Source organism: Rubrivirga halophila (assembly GCF_046845755.1).
Classification (GTDB): Bacteria; Bacteroidota; Rhodothermia; order Rhodothermales; family Rubricoccaceae; genus Rubrivirga.
Genome location: NZ_CP177357.1, coordinates 1,493,815 through 1,509,063, shown reverse-complemented (window position 1 = coordinate 1,509,063; position 15,249 = coordinate 1,493,815). Strand labels below are relative to the sequence as shown.

Below are 15,249 nucleotides of genomic sequence, written 5' to 3'. Positions count from 1 at the left end.
CCGGACCAGGGGCTTGCGGAGACTCGTCCCGGGTGCCGGCGTTCCGTCGAGCGGACGGGCGGGCCGCCGACGGACCGTCTCTCCGTCCGTCCTTCCCGTTAATTGACGAAACCCGACGCCCTGCGCGCGTTGATTGACTCCCCCCGCCCCCGGCCCTCATGAGGACCGCCCAGGCGCAAGCGGCGGCCGTCGCGCCGCCCGTCGCCTTCCCCCTGATCGCAGACTTCAAGGAGCTCACGAAGCCCGGCATCACGGCCTTCGTGGTGGTGATGGCGGCGGCGGGGTACCTGCTGGCGGCGCCCGGCCCGATCGAGTGGCTCGCGCTCGTCGGGCTGATGGTCGGGACGGGGCTGACCGGCGGCGGCGCGGGCGCGCTCAACCACGTCATTGAGCGCCGCCACGACGCGCTGATGGCCCGGACCGCGACCCGGCCCCTCCCGGCCGGCCGGATGCCTCTCTGGGGCGCGGTCACCTTCGCGCTCCTCAGCGTCGCCGTCGGCGCCGCCGTGCTGGCGCTGACCACGAACCCGCTCACGACCGTGCTGGCGGTGGCGACCGTCGTGCTGTACGTCGCCGTGTACACGCCGCTCAAGCGGCTCACCGTCCACAACACGCTCATAGGCGCCGTGCCCGGCGCCCTCCCCGCGCTCGGCGGCGCCGCCGCCGCGTCCGGCGTGCTCGACGCGACGGGCTGGTCGTTGTTTGCGATCCTCTACCTCTGGCAGCTGCCCCACTTTTACGCGCTCGCCTGGATGTTCCGCGCCGACTACACGCGCGGCGGCTTCCGGATGCTGCCCGGCGAGACCGGGGAGCGCACGCTCGCGACGATCGTGCTGGTGGCCACGCTCGCGCTCCTCATCGCCGGCGTGCTGCCCGCCGCCGTCGGCCAGGCGGGCCTCTTGTTCATGGCAGGGATGGCGGCCCTGGGCACCGCCTTTACGATCCCCGCCTTCTCGTTTTTCTCGGAGCCGAATGACGCCCGCGCCAAGCGCCTGCTGCTGGCATCGATCGCCTACGTGCCCGCGTTCTTCGTGCTCGTCGTCCTCGACTTCCTAATCCGCTCGTGACTGCCCTCGACGCCCGCGAGGTCCGCCACGCCTTCGGCGCGGTGCAGGCCTTGGACGGGCTGACGCTGGCGGTCGGCGAGGGCGAGCGCGTCGCCCTGCTGGGGCGCAACGGGAGCGGCAAGACCACGATCCTCCGCATTGCCGCGACGCGGCTGGTCCCAGACGGCGGGTCGGTCGCCGTCAGAGGGCTCGACGTGGCGCGCGAGCCGGACGCCGTGCGCCACCACGTTGGCGTCGTGTTCCAGTCGCCCGCGCTCGACGCGAACCTGACGGCCCGGGAGGCGCTGGCATTGCAGGCGGCGCTCTCGCGGATCCCCCGCGTCGAGACGGCCGCCCGGATTTCCGACGCGCTGGCGGAAGCCGGGCTGGCGGACCGCGCCGACGACCGCATCGGCACGCTGTCCGGCGGGCTGACGCGCCGCCTCGACCTGGCGCGCGGTCTCCTCGCGCGCCCCGCGCTCGCGCTCCTCGACGAGCCGACGACGGGCCTCGACCCCATCGCCCGCGAGGCGTTCTGGACCGCCCTCGACCGCCGCCGCGCCGACGGCGCCCAACTCATCGCGACGCACACCATGGACGAGGCCGAGCGCTGCGACCGGGTCGTGATCGTGGACGCAGGCCGGGTCGTCGTGGACGGCTCCCCCGCAGACCTGACGGCGACGCTCGGCGCCGACACCCTGTGGCTCGACACGGCCGACGCGGCCATGCTCGCGGAGACTCTTTGCAATAACGGAGTGCCTGCCCGAGCCGTCGGCGACCGCGTCCTCGTCCCCGACGCTCGCCGCGAGCAGGCCGCTGCCCTCTACGAGCGGCCCGACGTGACGAGCGTCGCCCTCCGCGCCCCCACGCTCGCGGACGTCTTCGCGGATGCGGTCGGCACGTCCCCAGACGACCGATGACGGCCGCCGTCCTCGCCCTGTGGCGCCGCGAGATCCGCGTCTTCGCCCGCGACCGCGCGCGCGTCGTCGGCGTCCTGTTGCAGCCGATCCTGTTCTGGGTCGTCTTCGGCTTCGGGTTCGCCGGCTCCGTCACCATTCCCGGGTCCGACGCCGACTACCTGAGCTACCTCTTGCCCGGCATGGTCGCGCTGACCGTCCTGTTTACGGCCATCTACTCGACGCTGTCTGTCGTCGAGGACCGCCAGTCGGGCGTGCTGCAGGCCGTGCTCGTGGCCCCGCAGCCGCGCGCCGCGCTCGTGCTCGGCGTCGTGCTCGGCGGGACGACGCTGGCGGTCGGGCAGGCCGCGCTCGTCGCGGCGCTCGCGCCGGTCGTGGGGCTTGTGCCGGGGCTAGGGGGCGCACTCGTTGCCCTCGCGGCCGGCGTCCTCCTCGCGCTCACGTTCTGCGCGTTCGGGTTCGTGATGGCCTGGAAGCTGTCGTCGACGCGGGCGTATCACGCGCTGATGAACGTCGTCCTGATCCCCGTGTGGCTGCTGTCGGGCGCGTTTTTCCCCGAGGCCGGCGCGAGCGGGGCCGTGGCGGTCGCCATGCGGCTCAACCCGGCGACCTACGGCGTGGGCCTCTTGCGATACGGGCTCGAAGGCCTGCCCCCCGCCATCGCCGGCACCTCGCTGTCGCTCGCGACGTGCGCCGTCGTGATGGTCGCTGTCGCCGCGCTCGCGCTGGTCTCGGCCGTCGTCGTGTCGAGGCGCGGGTGATGGGGCCCGAGTTTGTGGAGTGGGTGCAGGCGTGGGGGCCGTGGGGTCTGTGCGCCGCCGCGTTCGTCGGCGCCACGCTCGTGCCGGTCTCGTCCGAGGCCGCTTTCGTGGCCGCCGTCGCCGCCGGGCTAACGGGGCCCGTCGCCCTCGTGTGGGCGAGCGTCGGCAACACGGCCGGGTGCTTGCTGAACTACGGCATCGGGCGGCTGGCGCGGGACCGCGTCGAGCCCCGTCTGGCGGCCTCGCGCGCGGGGCGCACGGCGGTGCGGTGGACCGAGCGCTACGGCACGCCCACGCTCCTGCTCTCGTGGCTCCCCGTCGTCGGCGACCCGCTGACGCTGGCGGCCGGCGTCGGCCGCGTCCGGCTGGCGGTCTTCGTCCCCCTCGTGGCCGGCCTGCGCGTGGCTCGCTACGCCGCGCTCCTCTGGCTGTTTTAGGGGGCCGCGCGGGCTACTCGCAGAATGCCTCGCGCGGCGCCATCCCTGCCTGCGCCGTGTTGACCCACGACGCCGGGCGCCCCTCCCCCGCCTCCCTCAGTCGCACCCACAACTCGGTGACCGGGCGGCGGACGACCTCGTAGCGGTCGCCGCCATAAAAGCCGGGCACGAATCCCGCGTACGCGATGCCCTCCCAGAGAAAAAACACCGACTCCTCCGGGCCATTCGCCAGGATCTCGATGGAGTCGCCCGCGCCCAGCCGGACCTCACGGTAGTCGCCGGACCCGTTGAGCGGCGTCCCCTCCGCCTCGGTGATCCGCAGCGCCCGGAGCATGCCCGTTTGCAAAACGGCCGTCAGCGATTCCGAATAATCGTTGGCGTCGATCCGCCGCTGCCCGTCGACGGTCCGGATGTGCTCGCTGGCGCGCGTCGGGGCGCTGTAGGCGCGGACCGCCGAGCGCGTCGACCACTGCGCGTAGCAGCCCTCAGCGCCGGCGCCGCCGGGCAGGAAGATCACCGGGACCGCGTCGACGGTCTGGGCGCTCGCGGCGAGCGGAAGGAGAACGAAAGCGGCGAGGAGCAGGCGCATCGGGCGGCGGAGAGCACGTTGCAAGCCTACTACGCTTCACGCGCGCCGCGCCGCCGCTTCGCCGCCGTTTCCCCCGACGCCCACGCGCGGGCCCCCGCTCGCGCCGTTTCTTTCCCCATGGACGCCACGCTCCCCGATCTCCGCTCCCTCGACGTCGACGCGCTCGAAGCGCTCGCGGTCGACATGGGCGAGCCGCGCTTCCGGGGCCGCCAGCTCTTTAAGTGGATCCACGAAAAGGGCGCCGAGTCGTTCGAGGCGATGACCGACCTGCCCGCCGCCTTCCGCGAGCGGCTCGAGGCCGGCGCCACACTCGGCACGCTCGTCGAGGTCCGGCGCCAACTCGCGACCGACGAGACCATCAAGTGTCTGTTTCGGCTCCCCTCGGGGCGGCTCGTGGAGTCGGTGCTGATCCCCGACGTCAACGACGACGGCTCGGCCAAGCGGCTGACCGTCTGCGTGTCGTCGCAGGTCGGCTGCGCGATGGCGTGCTCGTTCTGCGCGACCGGCCTGATGGGCTTCCAGGAGAACCTCACGCCCGGCCAGATCGCCGAGCAGGTCTACGCCCTCGACCGGATCGCGAATGAGCGCTGGGGGCGCGGCGTCACCAACGTCGTGTTCATGGGCATGGGCGAGCCGTTCCAGAACTACGCCGCCGTGACCGAGTCGCTGTCGCTGCTCACGACCGGGCTGGGCCTGTCGCCCAAGCGCATCACCGTCTCGACGGTCGGGCTCGCGCGCCGCATCCGCCAGTTCGCCGACGACGTCGCCGCGGGGACGGTCCCGGGCGCCGGGCTCGCGATCAGCTTGCACGCGCCGACGGACCCGCAACGGAGCGCCATCATGCCGGTCAACCGCAGCGAGAAGACCGACCTCAAGGCGCTCGGGCAGGCCGTCCGCCACTACTACGCGACGACCGGCAAGCCGGTCACGTACGAGTACTGCCTGTTCTCGGGCGTCAACGACACCGTCGAGGACGCCTTCAACCTGTCCCGGATCGCGAGTTGGGCGCCGTGCAAGGTCAATCTGATCATGTACAACCCCGTCGAGGGGACCGACTTCTCGTCGTCGAACGAAGAGGCGCTCGACGCCTTTATCGCCACGCTCGTCCGCCGCAAGGTGCGCGTGACGGTCCGCCGGAGCCGGGGGCAGGACATCGACGCGGCGTGCGGGCAGCTGGCCGTTGCGGAGGGGGCGTAGCCGCGCGTGGGAGCTGAGTGAGTGGGGCCGCCGCCCCGCTTGCGTGCTTGCGTCCGCGAGCGCTGGCGCCCCCTAGCCCAGCCTCGCCGGTTGACGCTACGTTCCCGTCCCCGCTCCCCGCCCGCATGGACACGCCCCGCCCGTTCGTCGTCACCCCGCCCGACTCGGCCTGGCTCCGCATGGAGAGCCCGACGAACCCGATGACCATCACGGGCATCTTCGGCGTCGAGGGCCGGCTCTCGCTGGACGACCTGCGCGCGTTTGTCGGCGACCGGCTCGTCCGGTTCGACCGGTTCCGGATGCGGATCGAGGGGGCCGGCTCCTCTCGCCCTCGCTGGGTGCCCGACGACTTCGACCTCGACCGCCACGTCTTCGAGGCCGACCTCCCCGCGCCCGGCGGCAAGGCGGGGCTCCAGACGCTGGTCAGCCGCCTGATGAGCGAGCCACTCTCGTTCGCCCACTCCCCGTGGACGTTCCACCTCGTCCACGACGTCGACCACGGCGACGGGACCGTTGGGAGCGCCGTCGTGGTCCGCATCCACCACGTCATCGGCGACGGGATCGCGCTGATGCACGTGATGATCCACGCGGTCGACGAGTACTTCGCCGACGACGCTCCGGCCGTGCGGCCCCGCAAGCGCGCCAAGCCCGCCCTCGGCGCTCGCGTCGCCCAGACCCTCAAGGGCGCCGGCGCCGAGACGGCCGACCTCCTCCTCCACCCCTCGCACCTCGGCCGCCGCCTCAAGGGCGTCGGCGGCATCACCGCAAGCCTGGGCCACCTGCTGGCGATGCGCCCCGACTCGGAGACCGTCTTCAAGGGGCACGCCTCCATCGACAAGCGCGCGGCGTGGACCGACCCGATCCCGCTCGACCTTCTCAAGGGCATCGGCGAGGCGATGGACGCCAAGGTCAACGATGTCGTGATGGCGACGGCGGCCGGCGCGCTCCGGCGGTTCCTCGCCGAGGCCGGCGAGTCCGTCGATGACGTGACGGTCCGCGTCGCCGCGCCATTCAACGTCCGCCCGCTCGACCGCGCGCACGAGCTCGGCAACTCGTTTGGCCTCGTCTTCGTCGCCCTCCCCATCGGCGAGCCGACCGCGGCGGGCCGCCTGCGTGTGACGAAAGAGCGGATGGACGCCGTTAAGCGGTCAAAGGAGCCGGCGGTTGTCTTCGGGATCCTGCAGTCCATCGGCCGGGCCCCGATGTGGGTCCACCGTCAGGTCGTCAACATCTTCGAGCAAAAGGCCTCCGGCGTCCTGACGAACGTCCCCGGCCCGCAAGAGACGTTGCACATCATGGGCGCCCCGATCCGGACCATCATGTTCTGGGTCCCGCAAGCCGGCGACATCGGCATGGGCATCAGCGTCATCAGCTTGGACGGCTCGATCCGCGTGGGCGTGACGACCGACGCCGCCTACGTCGCCGAGCCCGCGCGGCTGGCGCAGGCCTTCGCCGACGAGATCGCCGCGCTCGCCGACGAGTTCGGCGTCCCCGTACCGTCTGAGTAGAGGCTGTTCCGAACCTCCCCTCCCGGACGGGAGGGGCCGGGGGAGGGGGACGGGCAACACGCCCCCCGTCCCGACGACCCCATCTCGGCCCTGCTGACGCCGCGTGTTGGCTGGCGCAAGCCTTAGGCTATTCCTCTCCCGGCTTGGAGTGGGGACGTCGCCAGCAGGCACGACGCCCTATCGCGGGGCCTGTCCCTCAGTCCGCCTCGTAGTCCTGCGACTCCGACACGTCGCCGTCCGTCTTGAACACCACCAGCGTGCTCGGCGCGTGCGCCCGGGCCGTCTGACGTGCGTCCCGCACGGCCTCCTTTTTCGTCCCGTGAACGGCGCTCGCGCGGCCCGCGCCGACGCGCGTCACCGACCAACCGCGCTCGTGGGGGCGGACCTCGTAGACCGAGCGCTCGGCGGGCTGGGCCGACTCGGCCGCCGCCAGCGCCGCGATCTTGGCCTCCAGCTTCTGGACCTGAGCCTGGAGCGCGAGCACCTCGTCGCGGCCCGGCACGCCGAGCTTGCCGAGCGCCACCTCCACGACCGTCTCGATGCTCCCGGTCACGGTCTGCGCGGCCCCGTCGGCCACGCCCTTCGCCGTGCTCGCGACGGCCGACGCCGCCTTCTCGACCTGGCTCGACGCGCCCCGCGCCGCGTCGCTCCCCGTCTCGACCACTCGCGACCCCACCGACACCAGGGCGTCGAACGAGTCGCTGCCGGTCTTCTGGGCCTTTTCGAGCGCGCCCAGGCCGGCCGCCAGCACGTCCGACACCGGGCGCGGCAGGCTCCCCTTGCGGAGCGACTTCGGGAGCTTTTTCGGCTTGTTCGACTTCGACTTGGCCATGGTCAGGGGGGCAGATGGAGCTGTCCTACCCCTCAGGACCCACCTTGCGTTCCGCGGGTCCGGGAAACGCGGTGGGGCGACGCGGGTAGCACCCCTCCCTTCTCCCCTCTGCTCCCGATGGCCAACTCGTCCCCCACCACCCGGTCCCTGCTCGAAGTCACGCTCGGGTTTCTCGGCGCGCTCCTGATCGTCCCGCTCCTGTTCAAGACCGTCACGGGCGTGTTTCGGACGCTGTTCCGGATGGGGACCACCAAGCGGCTCATGGGCGACCTCGTCATCACGGGCCTGACGGCGCTGCTGACCCGCCAGGACGTGCTGGACTCGCTCTTCGGCAAGAAGGGCCAGACCGGCGACGGCCTCCTCAAGCCGCCCACGGAGTAGACCTCGCGAGGTGCTCCCAGCCTTGCGAGGTGCTCCCAGCCTTGTCATGAGACACGGGCTGGGCCAAGCACTCGACCCCCTACAGCGTCATCCCGAGCCTGCGAGGGATCTCCACCCGTAGGGAAGGCGCAGCCAACGCAAGCATCCGCTTCGCGACGGACGGCGGGATGGGCTAGACGACCGTGCCAAGACCCTTCCCGATCGTTGGCTGGCGCCTGTTTCCCAGGAACGCGTACGCCCTCAAGATCACGTCATCCCGAACCGAAGGTCGGCGAAGCCAGCTGGCGAGGGATCTCAGCGAGACCCTCCGGGTCGCGAAAAACGGCAGGATGAGCTAGACGGCTGAGCTGAGATCCCTCGCGTGCGCTCGGGATGACACTGTTGGCAGGGGCTTGCCTCCTCAGACCAGTCGCTCAGGATGACAGTCCGCGAGGATCCGCAAGCGTCCTGCCCCCCGTGTGACACGGAGCCGGGCCACCCGCGCCGCTAGCTTGCGCCAAAGCCCCCCCGGTCATGCAGCGAACTCGCGTCGGCGTCCTCACCCACGGCTCCCTCGGCAAGGGCGTCGAGATGAAGCTGGACCCGGCCCGGTCCGTCGAGTCGGTCAAGGCCGGCACCTTCGTCGTCGTCGAGGGCGAGCGGTACGACTTTTTCTCGCTCATTACCGACCTGCGGATCGACGCGGCGAACGAAGGCATCCTGCTCCGGCCCCCGGGTGCCGACGAGGACCTGTTGCGCCGCGTGCTCCAGGGCTCCAGCACGTATGCGACCGTCTCGCTCCGCCCCCAGCTCATGGTCGAGCAGGGCGTCGGCGGCGGCGACACCATGCCCGTCAAGACCATCCCCGCCCACTTCTCGGGCGTCGGCGAAGCCACCGACGACGACGTCGCCAGCGTGTTCGGCAGCGAGGCCGCCGACGGCGGCGACCGCTACTTCTGGGTCGGCACCCCGCTCGGCATGGAGTCGCCCGTTTGCATCGACCTTGCGCGCTTCGTCGAGCGCTCGAACGCCGTCTTCGGCAAGACCGGCACCGGCAAGAGCTTCCTCACCCGGCTCATTCTCGCAGGCGCGATCGCCACGAATCGCGCCGCCTCCCTCGTCTTCGACGTGCACGGCGAGTACGGGTACGCCGTCCGCCAGGAGTCTGGCACCGGCGAGGGCGCCTTCGTCAAGGGCTTGAAGGACCTCTTCCCCACGCGCGTCCAACTGTTCACGCTCGACCCCCAGGCCCTCCGCAATCGGAACCAGTCGGCCGACGTCGAGATGCACCTCTACGCCGACCAGGTCGAGCCCGCCGACGTGCTCCCCCTGCGCGAGACGCTCAACCTCAACGCCACGGCGACCGAGAGCACCTACGGCCTGAAAAAAGCCTACGGGAAGCGGTGGCTGGCGACCCTCCTCGAAGCCGAGCCCGCCGCCATCGAGGAGATGGCCGAGACCGTCGGCGCCCACCCCGGCGCGCTCTCCGCCCTCAAGCGCAAGCTCGACCGGCTCGACGGCCTCCCCTTTTTCCACACCGAGCCGTCGACCGGCAAGCTCGACGCCGTCGAGGAGCTGTTCGAGGCGCTCGACCGCGGCAAGTCCGTCGTCTTGCAGTTCGGCCGCTACAAGTCGCTCCTGGTTTACCTCCTCGTCGCCAACGTGATCACGCGGCGCCTGCGCGAGCGCTACGAGCGCAAGATGGAGGCGTACGAGGCGTCCCAGAGCGAGGCCGACAAGCCGCAGCAACTCCTCATCACCATCGAGGAGGCCCACAACTTCCTCGGCCCCGAGACCGCCAAAGAGACACCGTTCGGCAAGATCGCCCGGGAGATGCGGAAGTTTTTCGTGTCGCTCCTGATCGTCGACCAGCGGCCGAGCGGGATCGACGAGGAGGTGCTCAGCCAGATCGGGACCAAGCTCGTCGCCCAACTCAACGACGAGAAGGACATCGCGGCGGCGCTCGTCGGCACGCCCGGCGCCTCCGGCCTGCGCCAGATTCTGGCCTCGCTCGACTCCAAGCAGCAGGCGCTCCTGCTCGGCCACGCCGTCCCGATGCCGATCACGATTCGCACGCGCGACTACGGGCCGGACCTGTTCGCCGACGTCAAGGCGCGGATGGGCGGGCCGCAGGCGGAGACGCCCGCCGCGCTGGCGAGGGAGATGGGCTCGCTGTTCTAAGCGCCGCGCCGGTGCCTAGGTTGCACCATCCCATCCCCGTGCTGCGGCTGAGCGGGCACCTGCTCTACCACGGCCCATACAACATGTTAGGACTGCCGAGAGGAACGGTCAGGGTCGTCCCCTCCGCCATCGCGTGGCCTCGGCTGTTCGAGACGGAGGCCGAGGCGCTCCGAGACGCGCTCGGCGACCGGGGAGGCCCTGTCGAACATGTCGGGAGCACCGCCGTGCCCGGTTTGGCCGCCAAGCCCATCCTCGACATGATGGTCGCGGTCCCCTCAATGGAGTCCGCTCGAGCGCTGGTCGGCGCGGTCGAACGCCTCGGGTACACGCACCGACCCAATGGGGACGCCGCAGACCGGGTGTTCTTTGCCAAGGGGCCCACCGACCGCCGGACGCACCACCTCTCGCTCACGACGGTCGGCAGCGGATTCTGGCGAGCGCACGTCGCCTTCCGAGACCGCTTGCGGGAGGACCCAGAATTCGCTCGCGCGTACGAGGCACTCAAGAGGAGCCTGGCCGAGGCCCACCCGGAGGACCGCGGCGCCTACACGGCAGGCAAGGAGGCGTTCGTGGCCGCCGCGCTCCGGACGATCGGCGTCTGATGGACGGCACCGCGCACAAGGCTTGGCACGCGGCCGAGTTCGAGCGGATCGCCCAGGCGTTGGGCCGCCGGGGCGCGCGGTCCGTCCAGCCCGCCGGCTCGTTTGCGGACGGGACGCACGACGTCCTTTCCGACCTCGACCTCACGGTCGTAGGTCTGGATCCACGCGACGAGCAGGCCGTGCTCGACCTGTTCGACGAAGGCGACGTGCTCGGGCGCGAGCGCTACACCGGCGCCCACCGAGCGCTGCACCGCGTCCTCCTGCGGGACGGCCGTCAGTACGACATCAAGGTGCTCCGGAGCGAGCGCGATGCCCAGGCCGATGCCCCGAAGGCGTCGGCTCCAGGGACCGACGAGTTCTGGTTCGCGCTCCACGCCGCTCACCATGCGCTGGCCCGAGGGCGCACCGTCGTCGCGCTCGACCTGGTTCTGGCCTCCTACCGTGCAGTCACACACGGGTACTGGTCGGCCCCGGACGGCGTCCAGTCGGAGATTCGAACGGGACTCCAGGCGCTGGACCTGCAGATGACTCCGGCGTCGATCGAGAGGGCGATCCTGCTCGCCGGCCGACTCGCGGGCCTGGCGTTCGACGACCCTGGGCGTTCACGAGCGTTCGCGAGCGTCGTCGAGGAAAGGTCCGAGCCGAGTCAAGGAGAGTCTTAGGGACCGGGAATGGCGGGCGCCATCGCCACGTCCGCTTCGTCCCATTACCACCCTCTCAGTGCTACTCGGTCGTGCTGCCTGTGCTACGGATCACCGCCGGAAGGAAGTCGGTAGGAGATACAGTCTATACCTCGGGTGATCATGCGCAACCTCTGTCTCCTTGCTTTGCTGGTCGCCGCTCCCGCCTTATCTCAGGAGAATGGATCCGCCACGGAGCCATACATCTCGACCTTCGAGCAAGGCCCTGGCACCGACCTCGTCATGGTCCTCTTCACGAACCAGGACTGCGGGTGGTCGAGGACGCCAGCGGTGCAGCGCTCGGTTCACGAGGCCAAGGCGCTGCTACAGGCTCGGGCCGAAGCGGAGGGCAAGCGGTTCTCGGCCGTCGCGGTCATCAAGAACTACGATTGGGAGGAGGGGATAGAGTTCCTCTCGGCTTTCGGTCACTTCGACGAGGTCTTGGCAGGTCGGAGTTGGTTTAATACGGGCATCGTCGAGCACTGCTTCAACCAGGCCGGCTGCGAACCTGCCACACCGATGATCCTGGTGTTTGAGCGCGACGTCACGACCATCGATCATCCAAGCGGACCTGAGGGTCGCATCCTCTACGTCTTTGGGCCACGTGAGTACCTCGTGACCGTCTCCGACGGTCGGCCGGTAGAAGAGTCTTCCACCGGCATCGCCGCGTGGGTCGCAGCCGGGGTTCCGCTCGAGGAGGACTGGGCCTCGAACTGAGCGTCGGCTTCAAATCCGCTATGCCCCCCCCTGCAGCCCGACTGGGGCGTCTGCGTTCTCGGCTCGTCCGCGTGGTTAGACTTCGTTCAAACGCGCTGGCTTGCCTCTCGACAACTGAGAGGTCAACCGTTCTACCGCGCTTCTGAGCCTTGACGCTTCCTAACACGTCGCACATGTCGTCCAAGACGCTCTCTTCCCTCGCCATCATTTGCGCCGTCCTCAGTGTGGTCGGGGCGATATGGGCTGCCGTCGCGGTGGCCAGAACGGAGAATCCAGTCCCGCTCCTCCTGGTCGGACCCCTTGCGATGTTGACGGGGATCCTGGCGGTCCTCGCGAACAAGAAAAGGCAGGAGGAGGGGCGTTAACGGGTCGCCACGTGTGGTAGAGCCCTCCTCACGGGTCTATGATCGTCCGCGCCGTCTTGTACTCCGTCCCGAACGCTGTCTTCCGGTAGCGCGTCATCAGCCGGTCCGTCCGCCGGCGCAGGTGCGCCCCGATCTCCGGCACCAGCCGCTCGACGGCCTCCGTATGCACCCGCCGCTCCACGATCGCGTCGCGCGGCTCCGTCAGCGCCTCCCGAAAGTCCGCGTACGCCGCCGCCAGCGCCGCCACGTCGTCCGTCGTCGCCCCGTAGTCCGCCAGCTCCACGGGGTCCTCCGCCTGGGCCCCTTTCAGCACGATCCCGGCCCGGTCGATGGCGTCCTGGTCGGTGCTGTGCGTGATGTCCGTGTGCTCGAAGTCGTACAGGTCCGCCGCCACCGAGTCCCCCGCCTCGTCCGCCTTCGCTGCCAGAGCTTGCGCCACGGGCACCGTCGCCTCCGCCAGCGCCTCCAGCACCTCGTCCTTCGCCTCGCCCCGGGCCACATACGCCGCCTGCTGCTCGGCCGCCGCCTCCAGCTCCCCGACGCGCGCGCGGATCCAGTCGACCGAGCGCTGCAGCGCCGCGACCGCCGCCACCTCGGCGGGGTACCGGTCGAGCGCGGACACGGTGGCACGGTAGCTGTCGAGCTTGGCGCGTTGGTAGTCGTTCATGGCAACGAAGGTGAGGACGCACGTCAAGAGTAGGGCACACCCCACACAGGTACAAGACGGAGCATCGACGAGACGACCCGCACGCCAGCTGTCTAGGCCCCCGTCGAGCCACACCCCCACGACCCGCACAATCACCTCGACCTCAACGCCAATTATTGCCATGTCCACCTCGCCGACCCCCCTCTCCACACCGCCGATCACGCCCTCCAAGTCGCCGACGACCCTCTCGGCACCGCCGATCCAGACCTCCACGCCCCCGATCTCGCCCTTCACAGCCCCGACCGCGACCTCGACGTCGCCGATCGTCGCCTCCACGCTTCCGATCGCTCTCTCGACACCCCCGATCAGCCCCTCGAAGGCGCCGATCAGTCTCTCGAAGGCGCCGATCGCCCGGTCAAAACCGCTTCACAATTCCGGTCTTCAGCCGGCCCCCGAACCGTAGGGAGCCTACCCGCTGGCGCCCGCTACCGACCCGCCACCCCCGGCGTCCGTTGCTCGCCCGTCACCCTGAAGTGCAGCATCATCCCCGAGTGCAGGTGCTCCGCGATGTGGCAGTGCGCCATCCACTCGCCCGGGTTCGTCATGTCCACCAGGATGTCCATCGTCGAGCCCACCGGCACGATCGCCGTGTCCTTCCACACCAGGTTCTCCGTCGCCTGCCCGTCCAGCGCCACCACCAGGAACCGCTGGCCGTGGACGTGGAACGGGTGGTGCATCGGGTGGAAGCTCTCCGGATCGTTGAACAGGCGAATCTTGACCACGTCCCCCGTCTCAAAAGACCAGTGGATGTCCATGTTCTCCCGGCCCGTCGCGTCGTCGCGGAGCACCCACGTCACCTCGTCGGCCGTCGAGAGCCAGTTCATCATCGGCATCGAGTCGTTCCACTCGACCGGCGGCTTGTACAGCGTGTCCGCCTCCATCATCCGCACCGTCGACAGCGGGAGCCCCTGGTGCCGCAGCGTCAGCGTCAGCGCGTGGTCCGGCGCCCGGTCGAAGTGCGGGCGGAACCGCGCGATGTCGTCCCCCACGTCCGCGTTCACGCGCAGCGTCTCGAACGCCTCGCCCAGATCCGGCACCGCCGCCCGGTCCGCGACGGACACGGTCCCCAGCGTGTCCACGTGCGGGTAGAACTCGCCCCGGAAGTGGTCGATCGCCTGGATCGTGTTCGTGATCGCCACCTCGCCGGCCTCGTTGAACCGCACCTCCACCACGTACCGCTCCGCGGGCGCGATCACGACCGACCCCACGCGCTGCTCGCGCTCGTACTTCGACACGTCCGACGCCACGATCTTGATCGGCGCGCCCCCGAAGACCACGTTGAAGGTCCGCGAGTTGGCCACGTTCGTGAGGTAGAACCGCACGACCTCGCCCCGGTCGACCGACAGCCCGTAGTCCGTCGCCCCGTTCACCAGCATCACGTTCCCGAACCGCCCCATCAGCGCGTGCGTCGGCGACGAGTCGCCGTACGGCAGGATCCCCGCCCCGTCCATCAGCAGGTCGTCCAGCACCACGACCTCCTCCCGATTCACGGGCCCATAGTAGTCCGCCGCGCCCGGATCCACGAGCAGGTTGCCGTAGAGCCCCAGGTCCTGCTGGATGTCCTCCCGCATGTGGGGGTGGTACCAGTACACGCCCGCGTCCGGAAACACCAGCTCATACGTGAACGACTCCCCCGTCTCGACCGGCCGCTGCGTCACCCCGGGGATCCCGTCGAACCGGTTGTCCAGCCGCAAGCCGTGCCAGTGGACCGTCGTCGGCAGTTCGATGTGGTTCGTGAAGTGGACCGTGATCTTGGAGCCCCGGTCCGCCCGGATCAGCGGCCCCGGGTACTGCCCGTTGTAACCGTACATCACGAACGTCCTCCCCCCGATCGTCCGCCGGATGAGCGACGCGTCGAGGTGCAGCGTGTCCCCGTCCGCGACGGGCACCACCTGTCGGGGCTGGCCTTCGGGAAACTCCATCGGGTCCAGCCCCTCGCCGGCCAGAAACGGCCCGACCGTCGGCACCGCCTCCATCATCCCCGGCATCATGGACATGGTCGGGTCCATCGGCACCATCCGCCACCGCAGCGGCCCGTCGCTCGCGCCCATGTCGTGCCCCGAGTGGTCCATCCCCCCGTGGTCCATTCCGGAGTGATCCATGTCCCCATGATCCATCTGGCCGTGGTCCATCTCCTCCGGATCCTGCGCCGCAGCAGGAACAGCGAGTGCAAGCGCGAGCAGGGAAAGGAAAAAACGCATAGCAGGGCCGTAAGTAATCGTTGACCTTTCTAAATGCCGTCATTCCCGCGAAGGCGGGCCCCCGCTAGGGAAGGCGCCAGCCAATCCAGAATGGTGGCAATGGCCCGCGAGCCTCCTGCCACGCTTGCGGACAGCGTCGAGGGGTTGGAG

The 15,249-nt window shown here is 70.1% G+C and carries 15 protein-coding genes; 11 read left to right on the top strand and 4 right to left on the bottom strand.

Annotation, left to right across the window (positions count from 1 at the left end):
• Nucleotides 1-158 precede the first annotated feature (158 nt).
• The 4 genes from cyoE to ACLIRP_RS06415 are packed head-to-tail and all read left to right on the top strand — an operon-like array spanning nucleotide 159 to nucleotide 3,161.
• The gene (gene cyoE / locus ACLIRP_RS06430) at nucleotides 159-1,067 is read left to right on the top strand and encodes a heme o synthase (protein ID WP_412063138.1); all 909 of its coding nucleotides are present in this window, start codon (nucleotides 159-161) and stop codon (nucleotides 1,065-1,067) included.
• Complete coding sequence (locus ACLIRP_RS06425; protein ID WP_412063137.1) at nucleotides 1,064-1,966, top strand: ABC transporter ATP-binding protein; 903 nt, start codon at nucleotides 1,064-1,066, stop codon at nucleotides 1,964-1,966. Before cyoE ends, ACLIRP_RS06425 begins: the two co-directional genes overlap by 4 nt.
• The gene (locus ACLIRP_RS06420) at nucleotides 1,963-2,724 is read left to right on the top strand and encodes an ABC transporter permease (RefSeq protein ID WP_412063136.1); all 762 of its coding nucleotides are present in this window, start codon (nucleotides 1,963-1,965) and stop codon (nucleotides 2,722-2,724) included. The genes ACLIRP_RS06425 and ACLIRP_RS06420 overlap by 4 nt, the downstream gene beginning before the upstream one ends.
• Complete coding sequence (locus ACLIRP_RS06415) at nucleotides 2,724-3,161, top strand: YqaA family protein (protein ID WP_412063135.1); 438 nt, start codon at nucleotides 2,724-2,726, stop codon at nucleotides 3,159-3,161. The genes ACLIRP_RS06420 and ACLIRP_RS06415 overlap by 1 nt, the downstream gene beginning before the upstream one ends.
• Before the next feature lie 13 nt (nucleotides 3,162-3,174).
• Here the strand turns inward: ACLIRP_RS06415 and ACLIRP_RS06410 are convergent, their stop codons facing one another.
• The gene (locus ACLIRP_RS06410; protein WP_412063134.1) at nucleotides 3,175-3,750 is read right to left on the bottom strand and encodes a hypothetical protein; all 576 of its coding nucleotides are present in this window, start codon (nucleotides 3,748-3,750) and stop codon (nucleotides 3,175-3,177) included.
• A gap of 117 nt (nucleotides 3,751-3,867) precedes the next feature.
• On the opposite strand from ACLIRP_RS06410, the gene rlmN reads away from it, so the two are divergent.
• Both rlmN and ACLIRP_RS06400 read left to right on the top strand, forming a co-directional pair.
• A complete protein-coding gene (rlmN, locus tag ACLIRP_RS06405) occupies nucleotides 3,868-4,947 on the top strand; it encodes a 23S rRNA (adenine(2503)-C(2))-methyltransferase RlmN (protein WP_412063133.1) in 1,080 nt (359 codons plus the stop codon).
• 125 nt (nucleotides 4,948-5,072) lie between these two features.
• Nucleotides 5,073-6,455: a wax ester/triacylglycerol synthase family O-acyltransferase gene (locus ACLIRP_RS06400; protein WP_412063132.1), complete on the top strand. Its 1,383-nt coding sequence runs from the start codon at nucleotides 5,073-5,075 to the stop codon at nucleotides 6,453-6,455.
• A 196-nt stretch (nucleotides 6,456-6,651) separates the two neighbouring features.
• Here the strand turns inward: ACLIRP_RS06400 and ACLIRP_RS06395 are convergent, their stop codons facing one another.
• Complete coding sequence (locus ACLIRP_RS06395) at nucleotides 6,652-7,287, bottom strand: phasin family protein (protein ID WP_412063131.1); 636 nt, start codon at nucleotides 7,285-7,287, stop codon at nucleotides 6,652-6,654.
• Nucleotides 7,288-7,404: 117 nt separating this feature from the next.
• On the opposite strand from ACLIRP_RS06395, the gene ACLIRP_RS06390 reads away from it, so the two are divergent.
• From ACLIRP_RS06390 to ACLIRP_RS06370, 5 genes are all read left to right on the top strand, one after another.
• A complete protein-coding gene (locus ACLIRP_RS06390) occupies nucleotides 7,405-7,668 on the top strand; it encodes a hypothetical protein (RefSeq protein ID WP_412063130.1) in 264 nt (87 codons plus the stop codon).
• 513 nt (nucleotides 7,669-8,181) lie between these two features.
• Nucleotides 8,182-9,828 (top strand): ATP-binding protein, encoded by a 1,647-nt coding sequence (locus ACLIRP_RS06385; protein ID WP_412063129.1) that lies wholly within the window; start codon nucleotides 8,182-8,184, stop codon nucleotides 9,826-9,828.
• A gap of 20 nt (nucleotides 9,829-9,848) precedes the next feature.
• Nucleotides 9,849-10,430 (top strand): GrpB family protein, encoded by a 582-nt coding sequence (locus tag ACLIRP_RS06380; protein WP_412063128.1) that lies wholly within the window; start codon nucleotides 9,849-9,851, stop codon nucleotides 10,428-10,430.
• Nucleotides 10,430-11,092: a hypothetical protein gene (locus ACLIRP_RS06375; protein WP_412063127.1), complete on the top strand. Its 663-nt coding sequence runs from the start codon at nucleotides 10,430-10,432 to the stop codon at nucleotides 11,090-11,092. The genes ACLIRP_RS06380 and ACLIRP_RS06375 overlap by 1 nt, the downstream gene beginning before the upstream one ends.
• Nucleotides 11,093-11,233: 141 nt before the next feature.
• Nucleotides 11,234-11,827, top strand: a complete 594-nt coding sequence (locus tag ACLIRP_RS06370; protein WP_412063126.1) for a hypothetical protein — start codon at nucleotides 11,234-11,236, stop codon at nucleotides 11,825-11,827.
• Nucleotides 11,828-12,220: 393 nt separating this feature from the next.
• Here ACLIRP_RS06370 and ACLIRP_RS06365 read toward each other — a convergent pair whose 3' ends face one another.
• Together ACLIRP_RS06365 and ACLIRP_RS06360 are read right to left on the bottom strand one after the other, a co-directional pair.
• Nucleotides 12,221-12,859 (bottom strand): hypothetical protein, encoded by a 639-nt coding sequence (locus ACLIRP_RS06365; RefSeq protein WP_412063125.1) that lies wholly within the window; start codon nucleotides 12,857-12,859, stop codon nucleotides 12,221-12,223.
• A 464-nt stretch (nucleotides 12,860-13,323) separates the two neighbouring features.
• Nucleotides 13,324-15,000 (bottom strand): multicopper oxidase family protein, encoded by a 1,677-nt coding sequence (locus tag ACLIRP_RS06360; protein ID WP_412063124.1) that lies wholly within the window; start codon nucleotides 14,998-15,000, stop codon nucleotides 13,324-13,326.
• Nucleotides 15,001-15,249: the final 249 nt, after the last annotated feature.